The organism is Sphaerisporangium krabiense (genome assembly GCF_014200435.1).
Taxonomy (GTDB): domain Bacteria; phylum Actinomycetota; class Actinomycetes; order Streptosporangiales; family Streptosporangiaceae; genus Sphaerisporangium; species Sphaerisporangium krabiense.
In genome coordinates this window covers 1448233-1474285 of record NZ_JACHBR010000002.1, presented here as the reverse complement: position 1 = coordinate 1474285, position 26053 = coordinate 1448233, and the positions used below count along the sequence as shown (strand labels likewise).

Annotated in this window: 28 protein-coding genes; 14 read left to right on the top strand and 14 right to left on the bottom strand. The window is 74.0% G+C overall.

The annotated features are described in order from the left end of the window. The 4 genes from BJ981_RS34475 to BJ981_RS34460 are packed head-to-tail and all read left to right on the top strand — an operon-like array spanning position 1 to position 4074. On the top strand, positions 1–960 hold the full coding sequence (locus tag BJ981_RS34475; protein ID WP_184617527.1) for a carbohydrate ABC transporter permease: 960 nt from the start codon (positions 1–3) through the stop codon (positions 958–960). After that, entirely contained in the window at positions 957–1835 is an 879-nt protein-coding gene (locus BJ981_RS34470) for a carbohydrate ABC transporter permease (protein WP_184617526.1), read from the top strand. Before BJ981_RS34475 ends, BJ981_RS34470 begins: the two co-directional genes overlap by 4 nt. After that, on the top strand, positions 1835–3097 hold the full coding sequence (locus BJ981_RS34465) for a 6-phospho-beta-glucosidase (RefSeq protein WP_184617525.1): 1263 nt from the start codon (positions 1835–1837) through the stop codon (positions 3095–3097). The genes BJ981_RS34470 and BJ981_RS34465 overlap by 1 nt, the downstream gene beginning before the upstream one ends. Further along, positions 3094–4074: an N-acetylglucosamine kinase gene (locus BJ981_RS34460; protein WP_184617524.1), complete on the top strand. Its 981-nt coding sequence runs from the start codon at positions 3094–3096 to the stop codon at positions 4072–4074. Before BJ981_RS34465 ends, BJ981_RS34460 begins: the two co-directional genes overlap by 4 nt. Positions 4075–4103: 29 nt before the next feature. Here BJ981_RS34460 and BJ981_RS34455 read toward each other — a convergent pair whose 3' ends face one another. Next, positions 4104–4559, bottom strand: coding sequence for an Lrp/AsnC family transcriptional regulator (locus tag BJ981_RS34455; RefSeq protein WP_184617523.1), 456 nt, complete (start codon positions 4557–4559; stop codon positions 4104–4106). A 182-nt stretch (positions 4560–4741) separates the two neighbouring features. On the opposite strand from BJ981_RS34455, the gene BJ981_RS34450 reads away from it, so the two are divergent. Next, positions 4742–5449 (top strand): nitroreductase family protein, encoded by a 708-nt coding sequence (locus BJ981_RS34450; RefSeq protein WP_184617522.1) that lies wholly within the window; start codon positions 4742–4744, stop codon positions 5447–5449. A 52-nt stretch (positions 5450–5501) separates the two neighbouring features. On the opposite strand, the gene BJ981_RS34445 is transcribed toward BJ981_RS34450, so the two are convergent. Both BJ981_RS34445 and BJ981_RS34440 read right to left on the bottom strand, forming a co-directional pair. Next, positions 5502–6026, bottom strand: a complete 525-nt coding sequence (locus BJ981_RS34445; RefSeq protein ID WP_184617521.1) for an RICIN domain-containing protein — start codon at positions 6024–6026, stop codon at positions 5502–5504. Between the two features lie 159 nt (positions 6027–6185). Beyond that, complete coding sequence (locus BJ981_RS34440) at positions 6186–6707, bottom strand: winged helix-turn-helix transcriptional regulator (RefSeq protein WP_184617520.1); 522 nt, start codon at positions 6705–6707, stop codon at positions 6186–6188. Between the two features lie 84 nt (positions 6708–6791). Between BJ981_RS34440 and BJ981_RS34435 the strand changes: the two genes are divergently transcribed. Further along, the gene (locus BJ981_RS34435) at positions 6792–7964 is read left to right on the top strand and encodes a thiolase family protein (protein ID WP_184617519.1); all 1173 of its coding nucleotides are present in this window, start codon (positions 6792–6794) and stop codon (positions 7962–7964) included. A gap of 47 nt (positions 7965–8011) precedes the next feature. Here the strand turns inward: BJ981_RS34435 and BJ981_RS34430 are convergent, their stop codons facing one another. Then, complete coding sequence (locus tag BJ981_RS34430) at positions 8012–8401, bottom strand: DUF427 domain-containing protein (protein WP_184617518.1); 390 nt, start codon at positions 8399–8401, stop codon at positions 8012–8014. Positions 8402–8577: 176 nt separating this feature from the next. On the opposite strand from BJ981_RS34430, the gene BJ981_RS34425 reads away from it, so the two are divergent. Beyond that, positions 8578–9090: a hypothetical protein gene (locus BJ981_RS34425; protein WP_184617517.1), complete on the top strand. Its 513-nt coding sequence runs from the start codon at positions 8578–8580 to the stop codon at positions 9088–9090. A gap of 21 nt (positions 9091–9111) precedes the next feature. Here BJ981_RS34425 and BJ981_RS34420 read toward each other — a convergent pair whose 3' ends face one another. Together BJ981_RS34420 and BJ981_RS34415 are read right to left on the bottom strand one after the other, a co-directional pair. Further along, the gene (locus BJ981_RS34420; RefSeq protein WP_184617516.1) at positions 9112–10269 is read right to left on the bottom strand and encodes an acyl-CoA dehydrogenase family protein; all 1158 of its coding nucleotides are present in this window, start codon (positions 10267–10269) and stop codon (positions 9112–9114) included. Positions 10270–10366: 97 nt separating this feature from the next. Then, positions 10367–11461, bottom strand: coding sequence for a M24 family metallopeptidase (locus tag BJ981_RS34415; protein ID WP_204070147.1), 1095 nt, complete (start codon positions 11459–11461; stop codon positions 10367–10369). A gap of 112 nt (positions 11462–11573) precedes the next feature. Between BJ981_RS34415 and BJ981_RS34410 the strand changes: the two genes are divergently transcribed. Continuing rightward, positions 11574–12479: a 5'-3' exonuclease gene (locus BJ981_RS34410; RefSeq protein ID WP_184617514.1), complete on the top strand. Its 906-nt coding sequence runs from the start codon at positions 11574–11576 to the stop codon at positions 12477–12479. 34 nt (positions 12480–12513) lie between these two features. Then, positions 12514–13983: an RNB domain-containing ribonuclease gene (locus BJ981_RS34405; protein ID WP_239139110.1), complete on the top strand. Its 1470-nt coding sequence runs from the start codon at positions 12514–12516 to the stop codon at positions 13981–13983. Positions 13984–14019: 36 nt separating this feature from the next. Here BJ981_RS34405 and BJ981_RS34400 read toward each other — a convergent pair whose 3' ends face one another. From BJ981_RS34400 to BJ981_RS34370, 7 genes are all read right to left on the bottom strand, one after another. Continuing rightward, positions 14020–16767 (bottom strand): DEAD/DEAH box helicase, encoded by a 2748-nt coding sequence (locus tag BJ981_RS34400; RefSeq protein ID WP_184617513.1) that lies wholly within the window; start codon positions 16765–16767, stop codon positions 14020–14022. An 82-nt stretch (positions 16768–16849) separates the two neighbouring features. Continuing rightward, positions 16850–17734 carry a diacylglycerol/lipid kinase family protein gene (locus BJ981_RS34395; protein ID WP_184617512.1) on the bottom strand — a complete coding sequence of 295 codons (885 nt, stop codon included), beginning with the start codon at positions 17732–17734 and terminating at the stop codon, positions 16850–16852. 39 nt (positions 17735–17773) lie between these two features. After that, the gene (gene tatC, locus BJ981_RS34390; RefSeq protein ID WP_184617511.1) at positions 17774–18637 is read right to left on the bottom strand and encodes a twin-arginine translocase subunit TatC; all 864 of its coding nucleotides are present in this window, start codon (positions 18635–18637) and stop codon (positions 17774–17776) included. A 56-nt stretch (positions 18638–18693) separates the two neighbouring features. Beyond that, positions 18694–19041: a Sec-independent protein translocase subunit TatA gene (tatA, locus tag BJ981_RS34385; RefSeq protein ID WP_184617510.1), complete on the bottom strand. Its 348-nt coding sequence runs from the start codon at positions 19039–19041 to the stop codon at positions 18694–18696. A 61-nt stretch (positions 19042–19102) separates the two neighbouring features. Next, on the bottom strand, positions 19103–19297 hold the full coding sequence (locus tag BJ981_RS34380; RefSeq protein ID WP_184617509.1) for a hypothetical protein: 195 nt from the start codon (positions 19295–19297) through the stop codon (positions 19103–19105). 73 nt (positions 19298–19370) lie between these two features. Then, the gene (locus tag BJ981_RS34375) at positions 19371–20327 is read right to left on the bottom strand and encodes a helix-turn-helix transcriptional regulator (protein WP_239139111.1); all 957 of its coding nucleotides are present in this window, start codon (positions 20325–20327) and stop codon (positions 19371–19373) included. Then, positions 20324–21268 (bottom strand): helix-turn-helix transcriptional regulator, encoded by a 945-nt coding sequence (locus BJ981_RS34370; protein ID WP_184617508.1) that lies wholly within the window; start codon positions 21266–21268, stop codon positions 20324–20326. The genes BJ981_RS34375 and BJ981_RS34370 overlap by 4 nt, the downstream gene beginning before the upstream one ends. A gap of 37 nt (positions 21269–21305) precedes the next feature. Here BJ981_RS34370 and BJ981_RS34365 point away from each other — a divergent pair, with 37 nt between their 5' ends. From BJ981_RS34365 to BJ981_RS34345, 5 genes are all read left to right on the top strand, one after another. After that, on the top strand, positions 21306–22373 hold the full coding sequence (locus tag BJ981_RS34365; RefSeq protein ID WP_184617507.1) for a DUF3866 family protein: 1068 nt from the start codon (positions 21306–21308) through the stop codon (positions 22371–22373). A gap of 161 nt (positions 22374–22534) precedes the next feature. Next, positions 22535–22957 (top strand): hypothetical protein, encoded by a 423-nt coding sequence (locus tag BJ981_RS34360; protein ID WP_184617506.1) that lies wholly within the window; start codon positions 22535–22537, stop codon positions 22955–22957. 155 nt (positions 22958–23112) lie between these two features. Continuing rightward, positions 23113–23805, top strand: coding sequence for an ATP-binding cassette domain-containing protein (locus BJ981_RS34355; RefSeq protein ID WP_184617505.1), 693 nt, complete (start codon positions 23113–23115; stop codon positions 23803–23805). A gap of 3 nt (positions 23806–23808) precedes the next feature. After that, positions 23809–25056 (top strand): DUF7224 domain-containing protein, encoded by a 1248-nt coding sequence (locus BJ981_RS34350; RefSeq protein WP_184617504.1) that lies wholly within the window; start codon positions 23809–23811, stop codon positions 25054–25056. Next, positions 25053–25631, top strand: a complete 579-nt coding sequence (locus BJ981_RS34345; protein ID WP_184617503.1) for a hypothetical protein — start codon at positions 25053–25055, stop codon at positions 25629–25631. The genes BJ981_RS34350 and BJ981_RS34345 overlap by 4 nt, the downstream gene beginning before the upstream one ends. Here BJ981_RS34345 and BJ981_RS34340 read toward each other — a convergent pair. Next, the gene (locus BJ981_RS34340) at positions 25606–26043 is read right to left on the bottom strand and encodes a DUF3291 domain-containing protein (RefSeq protein ID WP_184617502.1); all 438 of its coding nucleotides are present in this window, start codon (positions 26041–26043) and stop codon (positions 25606–25608) included. The genes BJ981_RS34345 and BJ981_RS34340 overlap by 26 nt on opposite strands. Between the last annotated feature and the right edge of the window lie 10 nt (positions 26044–26053).

Sequence of the window (26053 nt, the reverse complement as noted above, 5' to 3'; positions counted from 1 at the left end):
GTGGCCACGACGACGCTCGGGCGTCGCGGGAGGGCGGTGCCGGTCGGCGGCCGGCGCCGCCCCGCCCTCAGAGCCCTGCTCTACCTGTCCCCGTGGCTGGCCGGGTTCTCCGTCTTCTTCGCCTATCCGCTGATCGCGACCGTCTACTTCTCCTTCCAGCGCTACGACCTGTTCACGCTGGAGCCGGTCGGCCTGCTCAACTACCGGTACTTCCTGAAGGACGAGGCCGCCTGGACCGCCATCCGCAACACGCTGTGGCTGGTCGTGGTGATGGTGCCGGCGCGGGTGCTGTTCGGGCTCGGCGTCGCCCAGCTCGTCACCAAGCTCAAGGCCGGGGTCGGGTTCTTCAGGACGGTGTTCTACCTGCCGTCCCTGGTGCCGCTGGTCGCCGGGACGCTCGGCTTCGTCTACCTGCTCAACCCGGGCACCGGCCCGGTCCCGGCGATCCTGTCGGCGATCGGCCTGCCCTCGCCGGACTGGTTCGGCGACCCGGGCTGGGCCAAGCCCGGGCTCACCCTGCTCGGGCTGTGGTCCGTCGGCGACCTGATGGTGATCTTCCTGGCCGCGCTGCTCGACGTGCCGAAGCAGCTCTACGAGGCCGCCGCCCTGGACGGCGCCGGTCCCTGGCAGCAGTTCTTCCACGTCACCCTGCCGGTGATCCGCCCGGTGCTGATGTTCGCCGCCGTCACCGGCGTCATCCAGACCCTGCAGTACTTCACCCAGGCCATGGTGGCCGCGCGCGTGGCCTCCGGGTCCACCGACTCCGCCGGCTCGGTCTTCACCCCCGGCTACCCCGCCCAGTCCACCCTGACCTTCCCGGAATGGCTGTTCCACCAGGGGTTCCGGGACTTCGCCATGGGTTACGCCTGCGTTCTCGCGCTCATCCTGTTCGCGGTGTCGATGGTGTTCACCCTGTTCCTGCTGCGGCAGTTCCGCGGCCTGGCCGAGGAGGACGCATGACCCTCACCCTGGCGTCCCGCGCCCGGGGCACGACCGGCAGGGCGCGCGGGCACCGCGGGCGCGCCGTGCTGACCTGGATCGCCACCCACGCGTTCGCGCTGGCCCTGGCCATCATGTTCCTCGCGCCCCTGGGGTTCATCGCGCTGACCGCCGTCATGACCGACCACCAGGCGCTCACCTCGCGACTGTGGCCCGAGCGGTGGGAGTGGGGCAACTTCGCGGAGATCTTCCAGAAGGCCCCGCTGCTCACCTGGATACTCAACACGCTCCTGTACGCGGTGCTGGCCACCGTGTTCATGCTTGTCTCCTCGATCCCGGTGGCGTACGCGCTGGCGCGGTTCCGCTTCCCCGGGCGCAGGCTGGCGACCCTGCTGGTCATCACCACGATGATGCTGCCGCCGCAGGTCGTCGCCGTTCCCGTCTACATCCTGTGGGCGCGGTTCCACCTGACCGGCACGCTGTGGCCGCTGATCCTGCCCATGCTGCTCGGGGACGCCTTCTCCATCTTCCTGCTGCGGCAGTTCCTGGTGACGATCCCCAAGGAGTACTCCGACGCGGCCCGCGTGGACGGGTACGGGGAGTTCGGCACGCTGGTCCGGGTGATCCTGCCCATGGCGCGGCCCGCGATCGCGGCCGTCGCCCTGTTCCAGTTCTTCTACTGCTGGAACGACTACTACGGCCCGCTGCTGTACGCGGGGACCGACACCTCCCACTGGACGCTGTCGATCGGCCTGGCATCCTTCAGAGCCGTGCACCGGGTCCAATGGAACCTGACCATGGCGGCCACCCTTCTCGCCATGGCCCCGGTGATCATAGTCTTCTTCTTCGCCCAAAAGGCATTCATCGAAGGCGTCAAGCTGACGGGAGTCAAGTGATGAAACTGGCCGTTGTCGGGGGCGGCTCCACCTACACACCGGAACTCATCGACGGGTTCGCCCGGTTGCGTGAGGAACTGCCGCTGTCGGAGATCGCGCTCGTCGATCCCGACGAGCGGCGGCTCGGCCTGGTGTCGGGGATGGCGTCGCGGATGCTCGCGCGGGCCGGCCACCCGGCCACCGTGAGCACGGCCACCACCGTGGAGGAGGGCGTGGCCGGAGCCCAGGCCGTCCTCATCCAGTTGCGGATCGGCGGACAGGCCGCGCGCAACGTGGACGAGACGCTGCCGCTGGAGTGCGGCTGCGTCGGGCAGGAGACCACCGGCGCGGGCGGCCTGGCCAAGGCCCTGCGCACCGTCCCGGTGGTGCTGGACATCGCCGAGCGGGTGGCCAAGGCCGCGCCCGAGGCGTGGATCGTCGACTTCACCAACCCGGTCGGCATCGTCACCCGCGCGCTGCTGCAGGCCGGGCACCGGGCGATCGGCCTGTGCAACGTGGCCATCGGGTTCCAGCGGCGCTTCGCCGCCGCCCTCGGCGTCACCCCCGAGCGGGTCTCGCTCGGCCACGTCGGCCTCAACCACCTCACCTGGGAACGTTCCGTGCGCGTGGACGGCGACGACGTGCTGCCGCGGCTGCTCGACGGCCACGGCGAGGAGATCGCCGCCGCGATCGGCCTGCCCGTGGAGCTGATCCGCAGGCTCGGCGTCGTGCCGTCGTACTACCTGCGCTACTTCTACGAGCACGACGCGGTGGTGACCGAGCAGCGCGCCAAGCCGTCGCGGGCCGCCGAGGTCGCCGCGATGGAGGAGCGGCTGCTCGCCATGTACGCCGACCCGGCCGTGGACACCAAGCCCGAGCTGCTGGAGAAGCGCGGCGGCGCGTTCTACTCGGAGTCGGCGGTCGCGCTCATCTCCTCGCTGGTCAACGACCGGGGCGACACGCAGGTGGTCAACCTGCGCAACGACGGCACGCTGCCGTTCCTGCCCGGCGACGCGGTGATCGAGGTGCCCGCGCGCATCGGCGCGGCCGGGGCCACGGCCCTGCCGGTCGATCCGGTGGAGCCGCTGTACGCCGGGCTGATCGCCCACGTCACCGCCTACGAGGCCCTGGCCCTGGAGGCCGCGCTGCACGGCGGGACCGACCGGGTCGCCGACGCGCTGCTGGCCCACCCGCTGATCGGCCAGGCGTCGGTGTCGCGGGACCTGGCCGAGCGGCTGGTCGCGGCCAACCGCGCCTTCCTGCCCTGGGCGGTGCGCGCGTGAGGACCGTCCTCGCGGTCGACGGAGGCAACAGCAAGACCGACGTCGCGCTGGTGGCCGAGGACGGCACGGTCCTGGCCCTCGGCAGGGGCGCCGGGTTCACCCCGCAGAGCTCGGGCGTGCCCGCCGCCATCGACGTGCTCGGCGAGACCACGCGGCGCATGCTGGGCGAGGACGCCGCGACGCCGTACGCGGACCTGGTGTCGGCGTACGTGGCCGGAGCCGACCTGCCCGTCGAGGAGGAGGCGCTGCGCGAGGAGATCTCCTCGCGCGGGTACGGCGCGGACGTCGTGGTCGGCAACGACACCTTCGCGCTGCTGCGCGCCGGGGCCACGCGGCCGTGGGGCGTGGCGGTGGTGTGCGGCGCGGGGATCAACGCGGTCGGGGTGTCCCCCGGCGGCGAGATCGCCCGCTTCCCCGCGCTCGGCCGGCTGAGCGGCGACTGGGGCGGCGGGTACGGCCTCGGCGAGGAGGCGCTGTGGCACGCGGTGCGCGCCGAGGACGGCCGCGGGCCCGCCACGCGGCTGCTGGAGACGGTCCGCGGGCACTTCGGGGTGCGGCGGGCCGAGGAGGTCGTCCTGGCCGTCCACTTCGGCGAGCTCGGCCAGGAGGTGCTGCACGGCCTGGTGCCGGCGCTGCTGGAGACCGCCGCCGCGGGGGACGCCGTCGCCCGCGCGGTGGTGGAGCGGCAGGCCGACGAGGTCGCGGTCATGGGCGTGGTCGCGATGCGGCGGCTCGGCCTGCTGGAGCGGCCGTGCGAGGTCGTGCTCGGCGGCGGCGTGCTCACCGCCCGCCACCCGCTGCTGCACGGCATGATCGAGGAGCGGTACGCCGCGCAGGCCCCGGCGGCGAGGCTGCTGGTGACCGACCTGCCGCCGATCGTGGGCGCCGCGCTGCTCGGCCTGGAGCGCCTCGGCGCGGAGCCGGGCGCCGCGGCACGGCTGCGCGAGGGCTTCGCCGAGCCCGCGACGGTCTCGTAGCGGGCCGGTGACGCCTCGGGGGGCGCCTTCTAGGAGGCGTCCCCCGTGAGGTCGGGGGTGCGGTACTCGTACGGGGTGCTGAGCACGATCGTGGTGCGGGTGGCCACGTTGGCCGCGGCGCGGATCTGCTGGAGCAGCAGTTCCAGCGCGTTCGGCGAGGGCACCCGCACCTTCAGGATGTAGCTCTCGTCCCCCGCGACGCTGTGGCAGGCCTCGATCGCGGTGAGGTGCTCCAGCCGCTCGGGCGCGTCGTCGGGGGCCGAGGGGTCGATCGGCTTGATCGAGACGAACGCCGTGAGCGGGAGACCGACCGCGTCGTGGTCGATCAGCGCCGCGTAGCTCCTGATCACGCCGCGTTTCTCTAGCCTGCGCACCCGCTGGTGAACGGCCGAGACCGACAGGCCGGTCTCTCTGGCGAGATCGGTGAAGCTCATGCGGCCGTCCCGGGCCAGCAGCGTCACGATCCGGCGATCGATGTCCTCCACTCCGTAAACGGTAGCGCCCTTTCCGGCGGTTTCGTCACGCCCCGGCGGTCACGGCATGGTCGCGGCCGGCGCCGCCCCTCCGGCCGCCGCGCCCGCCGTCCGGACGGGGGTGCCCAGGGGCCGATTTTCCGCTGTATGGGCATATCTGGCGATCTGTCGGGCGGCGTCCCTACGATCACCGTATGACTACGACGGCCTGGGAACCCATCCATGGCAAGCCCTACCGCTCCGTCGGCTACCGGCCACCCCGGCTGCCCGAGCAGGAGACGCTGAGAACCGCCGCCACGCTGCGCCGCCGCATGGAGGAGCGGCGCACCGTCCGCCAGTTCTCGCCCGACCCCGTGCCCGCGCAGGCGGTGCGCGACGCCATCGCCGTCGCCGCCACCGCGCCGTCCGGCGCCCACCAGCAGCCCTGGACGTTCGTGCACGTCACCGACCCGGAGGTCCGCCGGCGCATCCGGGAGGCCGCCGAGGAGGAGGAGCGCGAGGCATATGCGGGGCGGCTCGGCGAGGAGTGGCTGGAGGCCCTGCGCCCCCTCGGCACCGACGACGTCAAGACCCACCTCACCGAGGCCCCCCACCTGATCGTGGTCTTCCAGCAGCGCTACTACCTGGCCCCCGACGGCTCGACCCGCAAGCACTACTACGTCAACGAGTCGGTCGGCATCGCGGTGGGCATGCTGCTGACCACGCTGCACCTGTCGGGCCTGGCGGCCCTGATCCACACCCCGAGCCCGATGCGCTTCCTGTCGGAGGTCCTGGACCGCCCGGTCAACGAGAAGGCCTTCGCCGTCATCCCGGTCGGCTACCCCACCCCCGACTGTGAGGTGCCCGACCTGACCCGCAAGTCCCTGGACCAGGTGATGGTCGAGATCGGCGACGCCGGCTGACGCCGGAGGCGGGGCCCGGCGCCGGCGCGACGGGCCCCGCGGAGTGCCCGGCTCAGAGGGCGGCGGCCATCTGCCACTCCTGGTTGGCGTGGCGGGGGTCGAAGCAGCTCCACTGGAAGACGTTGGTGCCGTCGGCCGTCCCGGACCCGGCGACGTCCAGGCACTTGCCGCTGTGCTGGGCGATCGCGATGAACCACTGGGCCGAAGTGGACTGCAGGAACCACTTCTGGTTGGCCGTGCCCAGGCAGGTCCACTGGAAGACGTCGGCGCCGTTGGCGGTGCTCGCGCCCGCCACGTCCAGGCACTTGCCGCTGTGCTGGGACCTGATGTAGACCGTCCTGCCGTCCCCGGAGTCCACCAGGGACCACCGCTGGTTGGCGGCCCCGGTGCAGCTCCACTGGAAGACGTCGGTCCCGTCGGCCGTGCCGAACCCGGCGACGTCCAGGCACTTCCAGCTGTGCCTGGCGCTGATCTCCCAGTAGTCCACGGCGTGGCCCGGCGCCGCCTGGACCACGACCGACGTGACGACCATGATCGCGACGAGGATCACGGCCCTTGCTCTCGGCAGAACTCCCACCTGGGTCTCCCTTCCGCTGGACCCGCGCCGCGCCCGGAGCGGGCGCGGGCCTCTCGATGGTGGCCCCGCCCGCCCGCGGGCCGCCTCGTGGGAAACCATGAACTCCACCGTGCCACCGGGGCCGTTCCCGCCGGCGGGGTCAGGGCGTCGCGAGCACGGTCAACCGGCCGTCGGGGGCTCCTCCACGGGGCCGGTGACGGTCCAGCCGGGGATCGTGACGTGGACGCGCGAGGACCCGGCCGCGGTGGCGCCGCACGCGCGGCAGAGCACGACGGGATCCAGGTCGGCGCCACAGGAGTGCTCCACGACCACCGGGGGGCGGTCGGTCAGGTGCCGGTCGCCCCACTGGCGCAGCAGCAGCAGGACCGGTTCCAGCTCGCGGCCCGCCGCGGTGAGGCGGTACTCGTGGCGGGCGGGACGCTCGCTGTAGAGCACCTTCTCCAGCACGCCGCCCTCGGTGAGGCGGCGCAGGCGCGCGGCCAGGATGTCGCGCGGGGCTCCCACGTTGCGCGCGATGGCGTCGAAGCGGCGCACGCCGAGGAACACCTCGCGCAGCACGAGCAGGGAGTACTTCTCGCCGACCACGCTCAGGGCGTCGGCGATCGAGCAGGGGCGCGAACCGGCCCGCGCGGCGGGCTGCGACTCGTCCGCCGGCGGCCGGGGCGGCGTGGGTGTGGGCACGGTCACACGCTCCACTAGTGGGTTGGAATATCCAACTTACCAGGGCTACAGTGAATCCAGTTTTCCAACCTAGTGGAGGCCACGATGCGTGACGCCGTGATCGTGCAGGCCGTGCGCACCCCCATCGGCAAGGGCAGGCCCGGCGGCGCGCTCGCCGGGATCCACCCCGTCGACCTGCTCGCCCACACCCTCAAGGCCCTGATCGACCGCGCGGGCGTCGACCCCGCCCTGGTCGACGACGTGATCGGCGGCTGCGTCGACCAGGTCGCCGAGCAGGCCATGAACACCACCCGGTACGCCTGGCTCTCCGCCGGGTTCCCCGACACGGTGCCCGCCGTCACCGTGGACCGCCAGTGCGGGTCCTCCCAGCAGGCCGTCCACTTCGCCGCGCAGGGCGTGATCTCCGGCGCCTACGACCTGGTCGTGGCGTGCGGCGTGGAGTCGATGAGCCGCGTGCCCATGTGGTCCAACGTCCCGCAGGGCTCCGACCCGTTCGGCCCCGGCGTGGCCGCCCGCTTCCCCGAGGGCCTGGTGCCGCAGGGCATCAGCGCCGAACTGATCGCCGCCAAGTGGTCGCTGAGCCGTGAGCGCATGGACGCCTTCGCGCTGGAATCGCACGTCCGGGCCGCCGCCGCGCACGCGGCCGGGCTCTTCGACGAGGAGATCGTCCCGATCGGCGGCGTGCGCGGCGACGAGTCGGTGCGGCCCGGCACCGGCATGGCGGCCCTGGCCGCGCTGCGGCCCGCCTTCGCCGACCCCGGGTACGCCGAGCGGTTCCCGCAGATCGAGTGGTCGGTGACCGCGGGCAACAGCAGCCCCATCAACGACGGCGCCGCCGCCCTGCTGATCACGACCACCGAGACCGCCGCCCGGCTCGCCCTGCGCCCGCTGGCGCGCCTGCACTCCTTCGCCGTCACCGGGTCCGACCCGCTGCTGATGCTCACCGGCGTGATCCCCGCCACCGAGAAGGTGCTGCGCAGGGCCGGGCTGCGGCTCGGCGACATCGACCTGTTCGAGGTCAACGAGGCCTTCGCCTCGGTCGTGCTGGCCTGGGAGCAGGAGACCGGCGCCGACCCGGCGAAGGTCAACGCCGACGGCGGCGCGATCGCCCTCGGCCACCCGCTCGGCGCCAGCGGCGCCCGCATCATGACCACCCTGGTCCACGCCATGCGCCGGCGCGGCGCCCGCTACGCCCTGCAGACGATGTGCGAGGCCGGCGGCCTCGCCAACGCCACCGTCCTGGAGACCGTGAACTGACCCGCCACGGGCCCCGGCCGCCTAGGGAACCGGGGCCGCGACGGGGGCTACGCCGGAGAGGCGTCCCGCTCCTCGATGGCGTCCACGCGGTCGAGGTAGAAGGCGAGGTGGCCCTCGATCTCGGCGACCGCCTCGTACGGCGTCTCGTAGCTCCAGACGGCGTTGGCGCCCCCCTCCCCGCCCTCGGGCAGGCTGAAGTAGGAGGCGTCGCCCTTGTAGGGGCAGTACGTGTGGTGGCCGGTGGGTTCGAGGCGGCCCATGTCGACGTCCTTGCGCGGGATGTACTGCACGGGCGGGTAGCTCGCCTCGCGCAGCGTCAGCGCGTCCTTGGTGTCGGCGAGCACGCGGCCGCCGAGGGTCACCACGACGCGGGCGGGGTTCCGCTCGACCGTGATCGGATGGTCGGGCCCGGGGATCCTGACCGGCCTGTCACCCATCGCCGTACCTCCGTCGCCTGGGGATCTCACGCTACGCCCCCACCCTACCCACCCGTCTTCTCCGCGCCCCGCCGTCCCGTCCGGTGCCCCTGCCGGTGCCCGTGCGGTGTCCGACCCCGGACGGCTCGCGCGAAACACCGGTGAGCCGTCCGGGGCCGGAGTACGTTAAAAGAGTCATGAGAATCTGGCGTATCGCGTTGATCTCGGCGCTCGTCCCGGTGGCGGTCACGGGCGCGACCCCGTCCCTGGCGGAGACCCCGCCCGGCGGCACGCTCACGTCCGCGTCCCCGGCGCTCCCCGCCCCCACGGCGCCCGCTTCCACGGCGTCCCCCCAGTCCACGGCGTCCACGGCGTCCACGGCCAAGCCCCGGGTGAAGACCCTGGTGAAGCTGCGGCGGCAGGGCGGCTTCATCGGCGTGGACGACCAGGTGATCGTCTACACCGACGGCTGCACCCGGCTCACCCACCGGTCCGCCCCGGCCGTCAAGCGCTGCCTGACCGGGACGGACCTGCGCAAGCTGCGCGCCGACCTGAAGCGGCTCGTGCCGGGACGCTCCCAGACGCAGCCGCCGGGCGCCGACCTGTACAAGTACACGCTCACCTACCACGGCAAGAGCGTGGTCCGCTACACCCTGCCCGCCACGTGGCGCCCGGTGGTCAAGCGCCTGGAGAAGCTGCTCAACGGCTAGCGGCGCCGGCCCGCGCCCGCGTCACACCGGGTCGCCCTTGCCGAGGGCGCGGCTGACCACCAGGCGCTGGATCTGGTTGGTGCCCTCGACGATCTGCAGGACCTTCGCCTCGCGCATGTACCGCTCGACCGGGAAGTCCTCGACGTAGCCGTACCCGCCGAAGATCTGCACCGCGTCGGTGGTGACCTTCATGGCGGCGTCGGTGGCGAAGAGCTTGGCCATCGCGGCCCGCGTGCCGTACGGGCGCCCGGCGTCGCGCAGCCGCGCGGCGTCGAGGTACAGGGCGCGGGCGGCGGCGACCTGGGTGGCCATGTCGGCGAGCATGAAGCCGACGCCCTGGAAGTCGGCGATGCGCGCCCCGAACTGGCGGCGCTCGCGGGCGTAGGCGGAGGCGGCGTCCAGGGCGGCCTGGGCGACGCCGACCGCGCAGGCGGCGATGCCGAGCCTGCCGCCGTCCAGGGCGGCCATGGCGATGCGGAAGCCCTCCCCTTCGGCGCCGACCAGCGCGTCCTCGCCCAGCCGCACCGCGTCCAGGCGGACCTGCGCGGTCGGCGAGGAGCGCATGCCCATCTTGCGCTCCGGGCGGCCGAACGACAGCCCCGGCGTGGTGGCGGGCACGTGGAAGCACGAGATGCCGCGCGCCCCGTCGTCGGAGGTGCGGGCCATCACGGTGTAGAAGTCGGCCGCGCCGCCGTGGGTGGTCCACGCCTTGACGCCGTTCAGCTCGTAGCCGCCCTCGGGCGCGCGGCCGGCCCGGGTGACGAGCGCGGCGGCGTCCGAGCCCGACTGCGGCTCCGACAGGCAGTACGCCCCGAGCAGCTCGCCGCCGAGCATCGCGGGCAGCAGCGCGGCCCTGACCTCCTCACGGGCGTAGGAGGCCACGGGGAAGCACGACAGGGTGTGCACCGACAGGCCGAGGCCGACGGCGAGGAAGGCCGCGGCCAGCTCCTCGACGACCTGGAGGTAGACCTCCTGCGGCTGGGCGGCGCCGCCGTACTCCTCGGGGTAGGGCAGGCCGAGCAGTCCGCTGCGGCCGAGCGTGGCGAACACCTCGCGGGGGAAGCGGCCCTCGGCCTCGTCGCCGGCCGCCCGCGGGGCGACCTCCTTGGCGATGAGGTCTCGTGTCAGGTCGAGCAGATCGTGGGCCTCGGGGGTGGGCAGAGCGCGGTCGACCGCCATCGTTCACTCCGGATCACAGAGGTCTGGCCTGGGGGGTGGTGGCCGGGTGGCGCGCCGCGCGCAGGGATCGCCCCGCGTGGCGCGCACGGCCATGGGATCAGACTACGACGAGCTCGCGCGGCCGGTCGTTGAGCCGCTCGCCGCCGGTCTCGGTGCACACGAGGATGTCCTCGATGCGGGCGCCGTGCCGGGAGGGCAGGTAGATGCCGGGCTCGACGGAGAAGGCGAAGCCGGGGGCCAGCGGCGCGGTGTTGCCGCTGACGATGTAGGGGTCCTCGTGGGTCTCCAGGCCGATGCCGTGGCCGGTGCGGTGGATGAAGTGCTCGCCGTGGCCGGCCTCGGCGATGATGTCGCGCGCGGCGGCGTCGACCGCCTCGCACGGGACGCCGGGGCGCACGGCGGCGCACGCGGCCTCCTGGGCGCGGCGCAGCACCTCGTAGTACTCGGCGAAGCCGGCGGGCGGCTCGCCCACGCAGTAGACGCGGGTGGAGTCCGAGCAGTACCCGCTCGGCATCTGCCCGCCGATGTCCACCACCACGGGGTCACCGGGCCGGATGACCCGGTCGGACAGCTCGTGGTGCGGGCTGGCGCCGTTGGGGCCCGAGGCGACGATGACGAAGTCGACGGTGGAGTGGCCCGCGGCCAGGATCGCCTCGGCGATGTCCCTGCCGACCTCGCGCTCGGTGCGCCCGGCCCGCAGGAAGCCGGGCACCTGCGCGTGCACGGCGTCGATGGCGGCGCCCGCCTCGCGCAGGGCCGCGACCTCGGCGGGGCTCTTGCGCACGCGCAGCCGCCCGAGCACCGACCCGGCGAGCACCTGCTCGGCGCCCGGCAGGGCCGCGCGGAACCGCAGGGACTGCATCGCCCACATGCGGTCGGCGAGGGCGACGACGGACGGGGAGCCGAGGCGGCGGGCGACCAGCGCGTACGGGTCGTCGGTCTCGTCCCAGGCGACGAACTCAAGCCCTAGGCGCGCGGCCGGGGAGTGCTCGGCCGCGGGCAACTCCAGCCTCGGCACCACGAGGAACGCCTCGCCGGCCGCGGGCACCACCAGGCAGGTGAGCCGCTCCAGCGGCAGCGCGTCGTACCCGGTGACGTAGCGCAGGTCGGGGCCGGGTGTGAGCAGCAGGGCGCCGACCCCGGCGGCCCCGGCGGCCTCGCGCACCGCCGCCAGACGGGACACCGGAAACAGGTCATTTGAGGACGTCGTTGTCACGGCACCCAATCTATGTCACACCGATCTCTCTGTCCGCACCCGCCGGGGACGGGGGCGGGGCGGGCGCCGCTGCTGGAAGGATGGGCCCATGCCTGGGCTGATGCTTCTCGACACCCCGTCGTTGTACTTCCGCGCGTTCTACGGCGTCCCGGAGTCGATGACCGCGCCGGACGGCATGCCGGTCAACGCCGTGCGCGGGCTGATCGACATGATCGCCACGCTGGTGCGCGGCCACTCCCCCGGCGAGCTGGTGGCGTGCATGGACGCCGACTGGCGACCGGCGTTCCGGGTCGCCGCCATCCCCTCCTACAAGGCCCACCGGGTCGCCGAGGGCGACCAGGAGCAGGTGCCGGACACGCTGGCCCCGCAGGTCCCGGTCATCGAGGCGGTGCTCGACGCGGCCGGCGTCGCCCGCGTCGGCGTGCCCGGCTACGAGGCCGACGACGTCATCGGCACCTTCGCCGCCCGCGCCACCGGGGCGGTCGACATCGTCACCGGCGACCGCGACCTGTTCCAGCTCGTGGACGACTCGCGGCCCTGCCGGGTGCTCTACACGGTGAAGGGCATCCGCAACCTGCAGACCATCGACGAGGCCGAGGTCTCGGCCAAGTACGGCATACCCGGCCGCGCCTACGCCGACTACGCCACCCTGCGCGGGGACCCCAGCGACGGCCTGCCGGGCGTGCCGGGCGTGGGCGACAAGACGGCGGCCGCGCTGATCACCCGGTTCGGCACCCTGGAGGCCCTGCTGGCGGCGCTGGACGAGGGCGTCACCGACGGCTTCCCGGCCGGCAGCCGCGCCAAGCTCCTCAAGGCGCGCGACTACCTGGCCGTCGCGCCCGCCGTGGTCAAGGTGGCCCACGACGCGCCGCTGCCCCCGGTGGACATGACCCTGCCGGAGAAGCCCCGCGACCCGGGGGCGCTGGTGGCCCTCGCCGACCGCTACGACCTCGACGGGCCGCTGAACCGCCTGCTGGCCGCGCTCGCCCGCTGACGTCCCGCGCGCCCGCTCCCCCTAAAATCCGGATGTGCCTCCCAAAGCGATACACGTGTCCGGCGCGCCGAAGCTCGCCGAGGGCCTCGACCGCATCCGCGCCGAGATGGAGCTCCCGGACGCGTTCCCCGAGCCGGTGCTGGAGGAGGCCCGCCGCGTCGCCGGCGAGGCCCCGTACACCGCGCGTTCCGGGGCCGGGGCGCGGCGGGGCCCGGACGGGGCGCCCGAGCCCGCCGACCGCACCGACCTGCCGCTGCTGACCATCGACCCGCCGGGCTCCATGGACCTGGACCAGGCGCTGTGCCTGGAGCAGCGCGGGCAGGGCTACCGGGTGTGGTACGCCATCGCCGACGTCGCCGCGTTCGTGCCGCCGGGCGGGGTGATCGACGCCGAGGCCAGGCGGCGCGGCGAGACGGTCTACCTGCCGGACGGGCGCGTCCCCCTGCACCCGCCCGTGCTGTCGGAGGGCGCGGCCAGCCTGCTGCCGGGCGTGACGCGGCCCGCGGCCCTGTGGTGCCTGGACCTGGACTCCGGCGGCGCCGTGGTCGGCGCGGACGTGAGCAGGGCGCTGGTGCGCAGCAGGGAGCGGCTGGACTACGACTACGCGCAGGCCGCCGTGGACACCGGCACCGCCGACGGCACGCTGCGGCTGCTGCCCGTGGTCGGCGCGCTGCGCCAGGAGCTGGAGCGGGCGCGCGGCGGGATCACGCTGCCCACCCCCGAGCAGGAGGTGGTCCCGAACGGGGACGGCTACCGCCTGGAGTTCCGCTGCCCGCTGCCCGCCGAGGCGTGGAACGCGCAGATCTCGCTGATGACGGGCATGGCGGCGGCGTCGATGATGCTCGACGCCGAGATCGGCGTGCTGCGCACGCTGCCGGCCGCCCCGCCCGACACGGTCGCCCGGGTGCGCAGGATCGCCGAGGCGCTCGGCGTGCCGTGGCCGGCGTCCGCCTCCTTCGGCGAGGTCGTCCACGGGCTGGATCCCTCGGTGCCCCGCAACGCCGCGTTCCTGCACGAGTCCACCGTGCTGCTGCGCGGCGCCGCCTACACCGCCTTCAACGGCGAGCCGCCGAAGGACGCCGCGCACGCCGCGGTGGCCGCGCCGTACGCCCACGTCACCGCGCCGCTGCGCCGCCTGGCCGACCGGTACGCCACCGAGGTGTGCCTGGCGGTCGCGGCGGGCGTGCCGGTGCCCGAGCCGGTCCAGGAGGCGCTGGCCGAGCTGCCGGCGCTCATGGCGGGCGGCGGGCGGCGCGCCGCCGCCGCGGACCGGGCGAGCGTGGACCTGGTGGAGGCGTTCGTGCTGCGCGACCGGGTCGGGCAGACCTTCGGCGCGGTCGTGGTGGACGTGGCGGAGGACGGACCGGGGGGCCTGGTGCAGGTGGCCGACCCGGCGGTGGTCGCCCGGTGCGACGGCGACGGGCTGCGCCTCGGCGCCCGGGTGGAGGCGCGGCTCACCCGGGCCGACGTGGCGACCCGGGAGGTCCGCTTCACCGTGGCCTGACCGGCGCCGTGCCCCGCCCGCCCGGCCGCGGGAGGGTCAGGTGACCGAGGAGTAGGCGACGACGCCGCGGCGCAGGGAGTCGATGGCCTTGGAGGCGTTCTGCCGCACCTTGCCGCCCTTGGCGGCGGCCTTGCCGATCTGGTCCAGCAGGTCGATGAGCTGCTTGACCCAGCGCACGAAGTCTCCGGCGGCCATGTCGCCGTCGGTGAGCACGGCGTCGAGGCTGTGCCCCTTGGCCCAGCGGAACGCCGCCCAGGCGAAGCCCAGGTCGGGCTCGCGGACGAAGGACAGGCCGTGGTCGCGCTCGATGTCCTCCAGCTCGGCGAAGAGGCGGACCATCGCGGCCAGCGACTCCTTGGCGGCCCCGGCGGGGATCTTGGGCGGGCGCGCGTCGTCGGCCTGCCGCGACTCGAACACCAGCGAGGACACGCACGCGGCCAGCTCCGCGGGGGCCAGCTCCTCCCAGATGCCCGCGCGCAGGCACTCGGCGGTGAGCAGGTCCAGCTCGGTGTAGAGCTGGGCCAGGCGGCGGCCCTCGACGGTGACGGTCTCGCCGTCCAGGTAGCCGAGCTGGTCGAGCACCCCGCACACCCGGTCGAAGGTGCGCGCGATCACGTGCGAGCGGCTCTCCACGCGCCGCCGCAGCCCGTCGGTCTCGCGCAGCAGCTTGTGGTAGCGCTCGGCCCAGCGGGCGTGGTCCTCGCGCTCGGCGCAGCCGTGGCAGGGGTGGGCGCGCAGCTTGCGGCGCAGCTCGGCGATCTCCCACTCCGGGGTGCCGGGGGTCTCGCCGCGGGCGGCCGTGTCGGCCTCGTGGTCGCGCACGCGCACCGGGCGGCCGAGGTCGCGGTCGCCGATCTTGGCGTGCAGGGTGGCGACCAGGTTGGCGCGGTCCTTGGGCGCCCGGGGGTTGAATCCCTTGGGGATGCGCAGCCGCTCGACCGGCTCGACGGGCACGGGGAAGTCGGCGGCCGACAGCCGCTTGACCTGCTTGCCGATGGTCAGCACCAGCGGCGAGGGCCCCTCGGTGCGCATGGTGAGGCCGGGGTCCAGGATGACGGCCAGCCCGGCCCGCCGCCCGCCGGGCACGCGGATCACGTCGCCGGGCTTCAGGGCCTCCAGCGAGCGGACGGCCTGGGCGCGCCGCGCCGTGCCACGCTGGCGCGATAGGTCGCTCTCGCGGTCCGACAGCTCCCTGCGCATCGCCGCGTACTCCTGGAAGTCGCCCAGGTGGCAGGTCATCGCCTCGGCGTACCCGTCCAGGGCCTCCTCGGCGCGCCGGAGCTGCTTGGCGATGCCGACCACGGCGCGGTCGGCCTGGAACTGGGCGAAGGACGACTCCAGCAGGGTGCGGGCGCGCTCCCTGCCGACCTGGCCGACCAGGTTGACCGCCATGTTGTAGGACGGGCGGAAGCTGGAGCGCAGCGGGTAGGTGCGGGTACTGGCCAGGCCCGCCACGGCCACCGGGTCGATGCCCGGCTGCCAGGCCACCACGGCGTGGCCCTCGACGTCGATGCCGCGCCGCCCGGCACGCCCGGTGAGCTGGGTGTACTCGCCGGGGGTCAGGTCGGCGTGGGTCTCGCCGTTCCACTTGTCGAGCTTCTCGATCACCACCGAGCGCGCGGGCATGTTGATGCCGAGGGCGAGGGTCTCGGTGGCGAACACCGCCTTCACGAGGCCCCGGGTGAACAGCTCCTCCACGACCTCCTTGAAGGCGGGGAGCATGCCCGCGTGGTGGGCGGCCAGGCCGCGCTCCAGGCAGTCGCGCCACTCCAGGTACCCGAGCACGGCGAGGTCCTCGTCGGGCAGGTGGGCGGTGCGCTCGTCCACGATCTGGCGGATCTCGTGGCGCTCGCTGTCGGTGGTGAGGCGGATCCCGGCGTGCAGGCACTGCAGGACGGCGGCGTCGCACCCGGCGCGGGAGAAGATGAAGGTGATCGCGGGCAGCAGGCCCTCGGCGTCCAGCTTCTCGATCGCGTCGGACCGGCTGACCATGCTCGCGCCGCGGCGCGGCCGGGTGTACCCGCGCCGGCCGCGGGCCTGGGCCAGGCGCTGCTCGTCGTGTGAGATGCGCATCAGCGAGGGGTTGATGCGGGGCCGGTTGTCCTCGTCCACGAACAGGTCGTACAGGCGGTCGCCGACCAGCATGTGCTGCCACAGCGGCACCGGCCGGTGCTCGTCGACGATGACCGTGGTGTCGCCGCGCACCTCGCCCAGCCATTCGCCGAACTCCTCGGCGTTGCTGACCGTCGCCGACAGGGCCACCACCCGCACCGACTCGGGCAGGTGGATGATCACCTCTTCCCAGACGGCGCCGCGGAACCGGTCGGCGAGGTAGTGGACCTCGTCCATGACCACGTGGCTGAGCCCGGCGAGCGTGCTGGAGCCCGCGTAGAGCATGTTGCGCAGCACCTCGGTGGTCATGACCACGACGGGGGCGTCGCCGTTGACGCTGTTGTCGCCGGTGAGCAGGCCGACCTTGGCGGCGCCGTACCGGCGCACCAGGTCGTTGTACTTCTGGTTGGACAGCGCCTTGATCGGCGTGGTGTAGAAGCACTTGCTGCCCTGTTCGAGGGCGAGGTGGACGGCGAACTCCCCCACGACGGTCTTGCCCGACCCCGTCGGCGCCGCCACCAGCACGCCGTCCCCCGCCTCGAGCGCCCGGCAGGCGTCGATCTGGAACTCGTCGAGCAGAAAGTCGTAGAGGCCCTGGAAGGACATGAAGGCCGGACCGCTGGTGGCGTGCTTGTCACGGAAGGCGGCGTAGCGTTCCGCAGGGGTCGTCATGGTCTTCAGCCTACCGACAGCGTGTTTCCGGCCCGACCGAGTCCGGATCGGCCCCTGGAGCCCGCGCGATCGGTGCCGGCGCTCAGACCGTGGGCGGGGCGAGGAGGCGCAGGGCGCCGGGGACGATCTCGCAGGTCAGCGGGAGGGGGCCGAGGCGCTCGCCGTCGGCGTAGGCGATCACGCCGGGGGCGTCGATCGTGACGCGGCGGGCGCGGCGGGCGGTGATCGCCGGGTGGCCGAGGTGGGTGCCCCGGTAGACGCGGGGGAAGACGCGCAGGAAGGCCGCCGCGGGCATCGGGCCCACGGTCAGGACGTCGAGCAGGCCGTCGTCGGGCTCGGCCTGGGGGCAGACGCGCATGCCCGCGCCGTAGGAGCCGGTGTTGGCGACGGCGACCAGCGTCGCCTCCCCCGCGGAGGTCTCGCCGTCGAGGGTGACGGTGAAGGGGATGGGGGCGAAGGCGCGCAGCTCGCGCAGCATGGCCAGCAGGTAACGGGCGGCGCCGGGCGGGCCGGTCATCCGGTTGGCCCGCTCGTTGACCTTGGAGTCGAAGCCGCAGGCCATCACCCCGGCGAACCACTCCCCGCCGTCGGTGCGCGCCAGGTCGGCCACCCGGACCGCGCCGGCCGCGACGACGTCCGCCGCGGCGCGCAGGTCCCGGGGGATGCCGAAGGCGGCGGCGATGTCGTTGCCGGTGCCCGCGGGGATCACCCCGAGCGGGACGCCGGTGCCGGCGACCGCCTGGACGGCCAGGTGGACCAGCCCGTCGCCGCCGAAGGCGACCAGGGCCTCCGGACCCGCGGCGACGGCCGCGCGGGCGCGTTCGAGCGCGTCCTCGGCACTGGCACCCACGACGACCGACACCGGGCGGCCGCCGGCCCGCAGGCGGCGCACCACGGGGTCGAGCAGGCGCGACGAACGGCCGCCACGGGCCGCGGGGTTCACGAGCAGGACCAACTCACCAGGCATTACCGGAACTTATCCGGACATGGCCCGCTGATCTAGAGGTCAGTCCAGGGTGTCCACGCTCGCTCCGGGACCGTCGAGCTCCTCGGCGAGCTCGCGCTGACGCTGGGCCTCCTGCTCTTCCTTCTTGCGGTCGTGGAAGTACATGAACACCTCGGCGATCATGAACATACCGACCATCGGCACCGCGAGCGCCAGCATGGTGATCGGGTCCTGGCTCGGGGTCGCCACGGCGGCGAACAGGAACATCAGGAACACGACCATGCGCTGGTGCTTGCTCACCATCTTGAACCGCAGCACGCCGATGAGGTTCAGGAAGACCATCAGCAACGGCAACTCGAAGGAGAGGCCGAAGATGATGAGCATGGCCATCAGGAACCCGACGTACTCGCTCATGGTGATCAGCGGGATCACGTTGCCGGGCGCGAAGCCGAGCAGCAGGGACAGGCCCTTGTCCATCGTGACGTAGGCGAGCCCGGCCCCGGCCACGAACAGCGGCACGGCCAGCCCGAGGAACGTGATCGAGTAGCGCCGCTCGTTGCGGTACAGGCCCGGGGTGACGAAGGCCCAGACCTGGTAGAGCCAGATCGGCGCGGAGACCACGGCGCCGAACATGAGGGCGACCTGCAGGTTGACCATGAAGCCCTCGAAGACGCCCTGGACCACGAGCGTGCACTCGTTGTTGAGCTTGTGCGCCTGGGGCAGCCGGCAGAAGGGCCCGGTCATGAAGACCCACAGCCGGTCGAAGAACACGAAACCGACGATCGTGCCGACGACCAGGCCGGCCATCGCCTTGACCAGGCGGTTACGCAGCTCACGGAGGTGGTCCATGAGCGGCATGCGCCCCTCGGGATCGGGCGCGGCCTGGCTCTCGCCGGCCGGGCTCGACCGTTTCAGCAGTGCCATCCGGCGTCCCTGTCTTCGCGGGCGGTCAGGTTAGCGGTCGGGTCGGGAAGCCTGGCTCAGGCGTGACCCTGGTCCTTCTGGACCCCGCTGACCGTCGCGTCGGTGGGACGAGCCTGCGAGGAGGTCCGCAGCTTGGCGTTCTCCTCCTCCAGGAGGCGCAGCCGCTCCTCGACCGACGGGGTCGAGGCAGGCAGGGGCTGCGGCTGGACGACCACGGGCTGAGCGGCCGCGGTGGCCTGCGCGGCCCTGGCGTCGTCCTCCTCGTGCAGCTTGGTGGTCTCCTTCTTGAACAGCCGCAGGGACTGGCCGAGCGCCCTTGCGGTGTCGGGAAGCTTCTTGGCGCCGAAGAGCAGCACCAGGACCAGCCCGATGATGATCAGTTCGGGCGCACCCAATCCACCCATGTCACATCCTTAAAGCAGACAGACGTGCAATCTAAGCACGATCGTACGCTGCCCCGGTCGGTTACTTCACCCCTCCGGGACCTTCAATGCGTCCCGCGGAGGCGATGGCCGTGGACCGGACCGATTCCAGACGCCGGGCGGTCCGTTCCATTTCACGCGTCAGACCCCGTACGGCCACCAGCACCCGCGCGGTCAGCAGCGCGACCGGCGCCAGGCCGGCGACCGCGAGGCCGACCGCGAGATAGATCCACGTCATGACGCCGAACTTTACCGAAAGCGGGAGGCCGAAATATCGGGGTTGGGGCTTTACGGGGTGTTCGGACGCCCGGTCAGTGCGCCGACTCGTACAGGGCCAGCGTGCGGGAGGCGACCTCGTGGACCCGCCGCGCCAGCGACTCCGGGGCCAGCACCCGGCCGCCGTCGCCGAGCCGCAGGGCCAGCCGCACCACCCAGCCCTGGTCGCGGGCGCGCAGCGTGACCCGCAGCCGCCCCTCCCCCAGCTCGGTGACCTCCTCGCAGGGGTAGTGCTCGGTGACCCAGCGGCCGGCGGGGGTGAGCTCCAGCTCCACCAGCTCGTCGGAGGGCGAGGGCCGGAACACCCCGTCGGTCACGTCGATGGGCTCGGCCTCGGCCGGAGGCTCGGCGGGGACGTCCAGCACCTCCACGCCGACGATGCGGTCCAGGCGGAACAGCCGCATGCCGTCCGCGCGGTAGCACCAGCCCTCCAGGTAGGAGCGGCCGTCCACCATGACCAGCCGCGTCGGGTCCACCTCGCGCGGGGTGATCTCGTCACGGCCCGGCACGTAGTAGCGCAGCGACAGCCTGCGCCGCCTGCGCAGGGCGTCGGTGACGGTGGCCATGGCGTCGGGCGCGGCGTCCAGCTCGAAGGCGACCTGGCTGCTGACCTGCGCGGCGCCCTCGCCCGCCGCGCTCTCCAGCTTGGCGACCACGCGGGCCAGCGCCTCGCTGTCCTCGAACTCGGGCAGCTCGGCGAGCATGCGCAGTGCCACCAGCAGCGCGCTGGCCTCGTCCACGCCGAGGCGCAGCGGCCGGGCGATGGTCTCGGCGTTGTCGATGAGGATCTCGCCGCCGTCCCAGGAGACGTCGATGAGGTCGCCGGGGGTGTGCCCGGGCAGCCCGCACATCCACACGAGCTGCAGGTCGTCGATGAGCTGCTTCTCGGTGAGCCCGAACAGCCGCGCCACCTCGGGGACCTGCGCGCCCGGGTGGGACATCAGGTAGGGGACGAGGGCGAGGAGCCGGGGCAGGCGGTCGGCGGTGCTCACGCCAGCGCTCCCTTCAGCCTGCGGATGACCGCGTCGCGGAGGTCGGGCGGATCGAGGACCTCGGCGTCGGCGGCGAAGCCGACGATCGACCCGGCGATCCACTCCGGGTCGGCGAAGTCGAGGGCGACCAGGTCCCAGCCGTCGTCGCCGGGGGTCACCTCGCCGGTCTGGCGCAGCCACTGGCAGGTGCCCTCGCGGACGCGGACGGTGGCCACGCGCTCGGGCACCAGGCTGTCGCGGTATCCGACCATGGAGCGGATGTCGACGCCGCCGGGCACGGTGACCGCGCCGGGGCGGCCGACCGGCGTGACCGGCCCGCTGACGCGGCTGAGGCGGAAGACGCGGGGCGCGTCGCGCTCGCGGTCGTGGCCGACCAGGTACCAGCGGCCGCGGCGGCTGACCACGCCCCAGGGCTCCACGGTGCGGGTGAGCGTGACCCCGCTGCCGGCGGCGCGGTAGTCGAAGCGGACGACCCTGCGGTCGCGCACGGCCTCCCACAGGCCGGGGAAGGCCGGGTCGCGGGTGTCCACGCGCAGCTCCAGCGGCCCCGCGGAGGACTCGTCGGTCTGGACGCCGCCCGCGCGGAGCTTGAGCAGGGCGCCGCTCGCGGCCTCGGCCAGCGTGGCGCGCTGCCACACCTGGGCGGCCAGGCCGAGCACGGCGGCCTCGTCGGCCTCCAGGGTGATCTCGGGCAGCTCGTAGGCCTCGCGCTCGATGCGGTAGCCGGGCTCGTCCTCCCAGGGGTCCTTGTGGACCTGGACCGGGATGCCGATCTCGCGCAACTCGGTCTTGTCGCGCTCGAACATGCGCTGGAAGGCCTCGTCGTTGGCGGCGTCGTAGCCGGGCACGGCATGGCGGATCTGCTCCGCGCTGAGCGGGCGCCGGGTGGAGAGCAGGCAGATCACGAGGTTCAGCAGCCGCTCGGTCTTCCGCCGGGACATGGGGCCTCCCTTCTCACGATGACGCTACCCTTGCCGGGTGATCAGGTGGCGCAAGGGCGAGGTGCTGTCGGTCCGGCGCGAATGGCCGGGAGCGGTCGAACTTCAGGTGAGCCTCCCCGAGGGGGATTGCCGGGCGCTGGCCTACCCCCCGTTGGTGGGCCGTCCCGAACCAGGCGACACGGTGCTGCTGAACACGACCGCGCTCGCCATGGGTCTCGGTACGGGAGGCTACGCCATGGTAGTGGCCGTACCGGACCGTTTGCCCGAAGATCCCGACGGACCGGGCCACCTGGTCAAGGCCCGGTACACCCCGCTGCAGGCCACCGTGCTCGGCGCCGACGAGCAGGACTCCCCGTACCACGAGGTCCTGCGCGAGGCCGACTCGCTGGACGGCATGCCCGTCGTGGTCGCCGACCTGCACTCGGCGCTGCCCGCGATCCTGTGCGGCCTGTACGGCACGCGTCCCTCGGCCAAGGTGGCCTACGTCATGCTGGACGGCGGCGCGCTGCCGGGCTGGTTCTCGATGTCGGCCGCCCGGCTGCGCGAGACCGGCTGGCTGTGCGGGGTGGTGACGACCGGGCAGGCGTTCGGGGGCGACGTGGAGGCCGTGACCGTCCACACCGGCCTGCTCGCGGCCCGGCACGTGCTGGGCGCGGACGCGGCGATCGTCGCCCAGGGGCCGGGCAACCTCGGCACGGGCACCCGGTGGGGCTTCTCCGGGGTCTCGGCGGGCGAGGCGGTCAACGCGGCGGCCGTGCTGGGCGGGCGCCCGGTGGGCGCGCTGCGGGTCAGCCAGGGCGACCTGCGCGAGCGGCACGTCGGGGTGTCCCACCACTCGCTGACCGCCTACGGCCGGGTGGCGCTGGCCCGCGCCCAGGTGGTGGTGCCCGGGCTGCCCGGGGACTTCGGCGCGCGGGTGGCCGCGCAGGCGGCCGGGCTCGCCGATCGCCACGAGCTGGTCACCGTGCCCGTGGACGGCCTGGAGGAGCTGCTCGGGCGCAGCCCGGTGCGGCTGTCCACGATGGGGCGGGGCCTGGCCGAGGACCTGCCGGCCTTCCTCGCCTCCGCCGCCGCGGGCCGCCACACCGCCGCGCTCCTCGGCTGACCCCTCCGGTCGTCTTCCTCTCTTCCTCCTCGGCGCCGGGCTCAACGGATCCTCAACATCGCCTCAACACGCCCCGGCCTACCTTCGGCACGCACGACAGAGGAAGCAGGCGGACCCGGCTCCAGGGGGAGCCGGTGGTCCACGACCGAAGGGAGTCCCCCATGGCGATCTCGATGAGGCGCGTCCTCGGCAGGGGCGCGGTGCTCGCCGCCGCGATCGGCGTGATCGGCGTCTCCGGCGCCACGCTCGCCGGCGCGGAGGGGCAGTTCACCACCAAGATGTCCAACGTCGCCGCGGGGTTCGAGTCCCGCACCTGGAAGGACCTCAACAGCGACGGCTGGAGGACGGCCATCGAGCTGACCGGGTGTTCGGCCAACTCGCGGGTGGCGGCGCCGCGGCTCGGCCTGTACCGGGAGCGCTTCGGCCCGGACTCGCACTACGGCACCAAGGGTTACCGGTGCGTCTCGCAGAAGGTGCGCGGCGACTGGGGGCGCGTCCGGTCCGGCAAGTACCACTTCACCGTGAAGAACATGGGCGCGGACTGGTACCGGGTCTCGGCCCGCAAGGTCCAGGTCTTCTGGTAAAGCCCGCGCGGGCCGCGGCCTGCCGTGTTCCCGGAACCCCCAGAACCCCCGGAACCCCGGGGCCGGCGCCCAAGGCGTCCGGCCCCGGCCTTCGGGGCGACGGGGCCTCCGGTGGCGGGCCGCGGCCCGGGCCCGACGCGATCGGAGGATTTCCGATGCCGATTTCCTTTCACGAGTGCGGGTTCGGCCATCGCCGCGGCTCCCGGCTCTTCACCGATCTCGACCTGCTCCTGCCCCAGGGGCGCACGGCGCTGGTCGGCCCGAACGGGTCGGGCAAGTCCACGCTGCTCGGCCTGGCCGCCTCGCTGTTCCACCCGCGCGCGGGCCGGGTCTCCTACCGGGGCCTGGACCCGGCCCTGCGCCGCGACCGGGCCCGCTACCGCGCCCTGGTGGGCTGGATGCCGCAGGACGTCCGGCCGCTGCCGGGCCTGACCGCGCGCGAGCAGGTGGGGTACGCCGGATGGCTCAAGGGCCTTCCGCGCCGCGAGGCCTGGCGGCGGGCGCCCGCGGCGCTGGAGACCGTGGGACTCGGCGAGCTGGCCGGTGAGAGCTGCGCCGCCCTGTCGGGCGGCCAGCTGCGCCGCGTCGGGCTGGCCCAGACGCTCGTGCACGACGCCGAGGTGATCCTTCTGGACGAGCCCACGGCCGGGCTGGACCCCGAGCAGCGGGATCGGTTCCGGGAGATCCTGGCGGGCCGGGACGGCCACGTGGTGGTGGCGACGCACGACACCGGGGGCCTGGCGGACCTGTACGACTCGGTGGTGGCGCTCGGCCCCGGCGGGGTCGCCTACGCGGGCCCGGCCGCGGGCTGGGCGGCGGCCGGCGGCCCCGCGCTGCGGGGGGTGTGAGCCGTGCCCGTGCTCTCCTGGCTGCGGTCCTGCGCGGCCGTGCTCGCCTTCCCGCTCATGCTCGCCTACATGTTCCTCGTTCTCGGCGGCTCGATCGACGGCCTGGAGGACAACTGGACGTCGGCCACGGTGCTCGCCGCCTCGGCGGCGGTGCTGGCCGCGGGCCCGGTGTGCGCCGCCGCGGGCGCCTGGGAGGGGGCCCGCCTGGCGCGTGGCCGGGTCCTGGACGGCGCCCCCGCGCGGGGACCGCTGACGGTGCTCACCTGGTCGCTGCTGCCCCTCCTCGGGGCCGCCGCGGTGACCCTGGCGGCGGCGCTCGGCGTGACGGCCGCCGCGATGGCCGGGGTCCCGGGGCTGCCGGACCCGTTCCTGGTGGCGGTGGCGGCGCTGGTGATCCTCGCCTGGACGCTCGCCGGGTTCGCGGCGGGCCGGTTCCTGCACCCGCTGGTGGGCGTGCCCCTGCTGCTCGGCGTGACCTGGCTGTGGCTGTCCTTCCCCGCGGCGCTGGAGACCTTCTGGGTGCGCCATCTCACCGGGAACAACCTGGGCTTCTGCTGCGAGACCGACAGCGTCTTCCGTCCGGGGGCGCTGGCCGCGCAGGCGACGCTGGCCGCCGGCCTGGCCGCGGCGGCGTGCCTGGCGTGGGCGCGGCGTTCGCGCCGGGCGTGGGCCGGGGTCGCCGTCCTCCCGCTGGCGGCCTTCGCCGTGGCGTTCCCGCTGGTTCGCGACATGGGGCCGGAGGCGCAGGCGCCGCGCGCCGGCGGGCTGGCCTGCGCCCGGCTGGACGGGACCGGCGTGTGCGTGTGGCGGGAGCGCGAGCGGCGGCTGGGCGCGGCCGCCCGGCTGGCCGTGCCGGCCGCGCGCCGGCTGGCGGCGGGGACCGGGCTGCCCGCGCCCACGCTGATCACGGAGGGACCGGCCGGTGGGCGGGCCTCGTGGCGCTTCGCGGTCCCGCCGGGGGCCGGGGAGGACGAGGTGCTGTTCGCCCTGGCGACGGGTCTGCTGCCGCCGGAGCCGCCGGTGTGCGGGCCCGGCTGGTCCGGCGCGGACGCCTACCGTCCGGTGAGCGCCTGGCTGGCGCGGACGGCGGGGGCCGCGCCCGCGCCGGTGGCGGCCCGGGCGGGGGCGGAGGCGGCGGACGTCGCCGCGCGCGTGCTGGCCAGGCCCGCGGCCGAGCAGGCGGCGTGGTTCCGGCGGAACCTGGCGGCGCTGACCCGCTGCGACGCCGCGCCCTCGGAGGTGACGCCGTGAGGACGTGGCTGCGGGTGCACCACGCCGGGCGGGTGGCCCTGGCCCTGGTGACGACGGCGGGGCTGGTGGCGGCGGCGGGCGAGGTGACCGTGCCGGTGCCCGCCCTGCCGGCGGGGGTGCCGCTGGCGCTGGTCCTGCCGCTCGGGGCGAGCGCCGTGCTGGTGCGGGGCGCGTACGCGGGCCCGGCGAGCCAGGAGGCGCTCGCCGTGCGTCCCGCGGGGGCGCTCCGCGACGGCATGGTGGCCGCGGTGTGCCTGCTGGCGCTGCTGGCGGCGCTGGCCGCGGCCGGCGCCGTGCCGTACGCGCTCGCGGCGGCACGCAACCTCGCGGGGTTCACGGGCCTGGCGGTGCTGGCCGCCCGGTGGCGGCGGGACGCGGCGACCGCGGTGCCCGCCGCCTACCTGGTCGGCGCGGCGCTGCTCGGCGGCGGGGAGGGGGCGGTGTGGTGCTGGCCCGTCGCCAGCGCGTCCTCGCCGGGCGCCTGGGTCGTTCCCGTGGCCGCACTGGTGCTCGGCCTGGCTTGGCGGTCGCCGGGGCCGGGCGGGCGCCTCAGCTCGGCTCGTGGAAATCCTTGAAGGTGAACGCCTCGGGGCCGGGGCCCTTGGCGCGCAGCAGGTCCAGGCGGGACATGCCGTCCTCCAGTGAGGGGATGTGCCCCTCGGGGACCCACCACATGACGCTGTAGGGCTCGGCGACGCGGGTGAACCACTCGCGGCGGCGGCGCAGGTACTCCAGGTGCGGGCTGCGGTAGACGAAGTTCCACAGCGACTCGCGGGTCTCCCACACCGAGAAGTTGATCAGCAGCAGGTCTCCGTAGGGATGCTTGACGGTCTCGGTGGGGTCGTTGCTCTCCTTCAGCCGCCAGACGAAGCCTGAGGCGGCGTCGGAGATCGCGTTGATCGGGCCGAGTGCCGCGATGAACTCGGCGATCTCGGGGGAATGGGCGGGGGCACGCAGATGGGCGACGTTGAGCTGAGCCAGGTGCATGGCCTCAGGA

Bases quoted from the DNA above. Each gene is read 5' to 3' on its own strand.
- BJ981_RS34470 (WP_184617526.1), top strand. From the start codon at position 957: ATGACCCTCACCCTGGCGTCCCGCGCCCGGGGCACGACCGGCAGGGCG.
- BJ981_RS34465 (WP_184617525.1), top strand. From the start codon at position 1,835: ATGAAACTGGCCGTTGTCGGGGGCGGCTCCACCTACACACCGGAACTC.
- BJ981_RS34450 (WP_184617522.1), top strand. From the start codon at position 4,742: ATGACTACGACGGCCTGGGAACCCATCCATGGCAAGCCCTACCGCTCC.
- BJ981_RS34435 (WP_184617519.1), top strand. From the start codon at position 6,792: ATGCGTGACGCCGTGATCGTGCAGGCCGTGCGCACCCCCATCGGCAAG.
- BJ981_RS34430 (WP_184617518.1), bottom strand. From the start codon at position 8,401: ATGGGTGACAGGCCGGTCAGGATCCCCGGGCCCGACCATCCGATCACG.
- BJ981_RS34425 (WP_184617517.1), top strand. From the start codon at position 8,578: ATGAGAATCTGGCGTATCGCGTTGATCTCGGCGCTCGTCCCGGTGGCG.
- BJ981_RS34420 (WP_184617516.1), bottom strand. From the start codon at position 10,269: ATGGCGGTCGACCGCGCTCTGCCCACCCCCGAGGCCCACGATCTGCTC.
- BJ981_RS34410 (WP_184617514.1), top strand. From the start codon at position 11,574: ATGCCTGGGCTGATGCTTCTCGACACCCCGTCGTTGTACTTCCGCGCG.
- BJ981_RS34400 (WP_184617513.1), bottom strand. From the start codon at position 16,767: ATGACGACCCCTGCGGAACGCTACGCCGCCTTCCGTGACAAGCACGCC.
- BJ981_RS34395 (WP_184617512.1), bottom strand. From the start codon at position 17,734: ATGCCTGGTGAGTTGGTCCTGCTCGTGAACCCCGCGGCCCGTGGCGGC.
- tatC (WP_184617511.1), bottom strand. From the start codon at position 18,637: ATGGCACTGCTGAAACGGTCGAGCCCGGCCGGCGAGAGCCAGGCCGCG.
- tatA (WP_184617510.1), bottom strand. From the start codon at position 19,041: ATGGGTGGATTGGGTGCGCCCGAACTGATCATCATCGGGCTGGTCCTG.
- BJ981_RS34380 (WP_184617509.1), bottom strand. From the start codon at position 19,297: ATGACGTGGATCTATCTCGCGGTCGGCCTCGCGGTCGCCGGCCTGGCG.
- BJ981_RS34370 (WP_184617508.1), bottom strand. From the start codon at position 21,268: ATGTCCCGGCGGAAGACCGAGCGGCTGCTGAACCTCGTGATCTGCCTG.
- BJ981_RS34360 (WP_184617506.1), top strand. From the start codon at position 22,535: ATGGCGATCTCGATGAGGCGCGTCCTCGGCAGGGGCGCGGTGCTCGCC.
- BJ981_RS34355 (WP_184617505.1), top strand. From the start codon at position 23,113: ATGCCGATTTCCTTTCACGAGTGCGGGTTCGGCCATCGCCGCGGCTCC.
- BJ981_RS34340 (WP_184617502.1), bottom strand. From the start codon at position 26,043: ATGCACCTGGCTCAGCTCAACGTCGCCCATCTGCGTGCCCCCGCCCAT.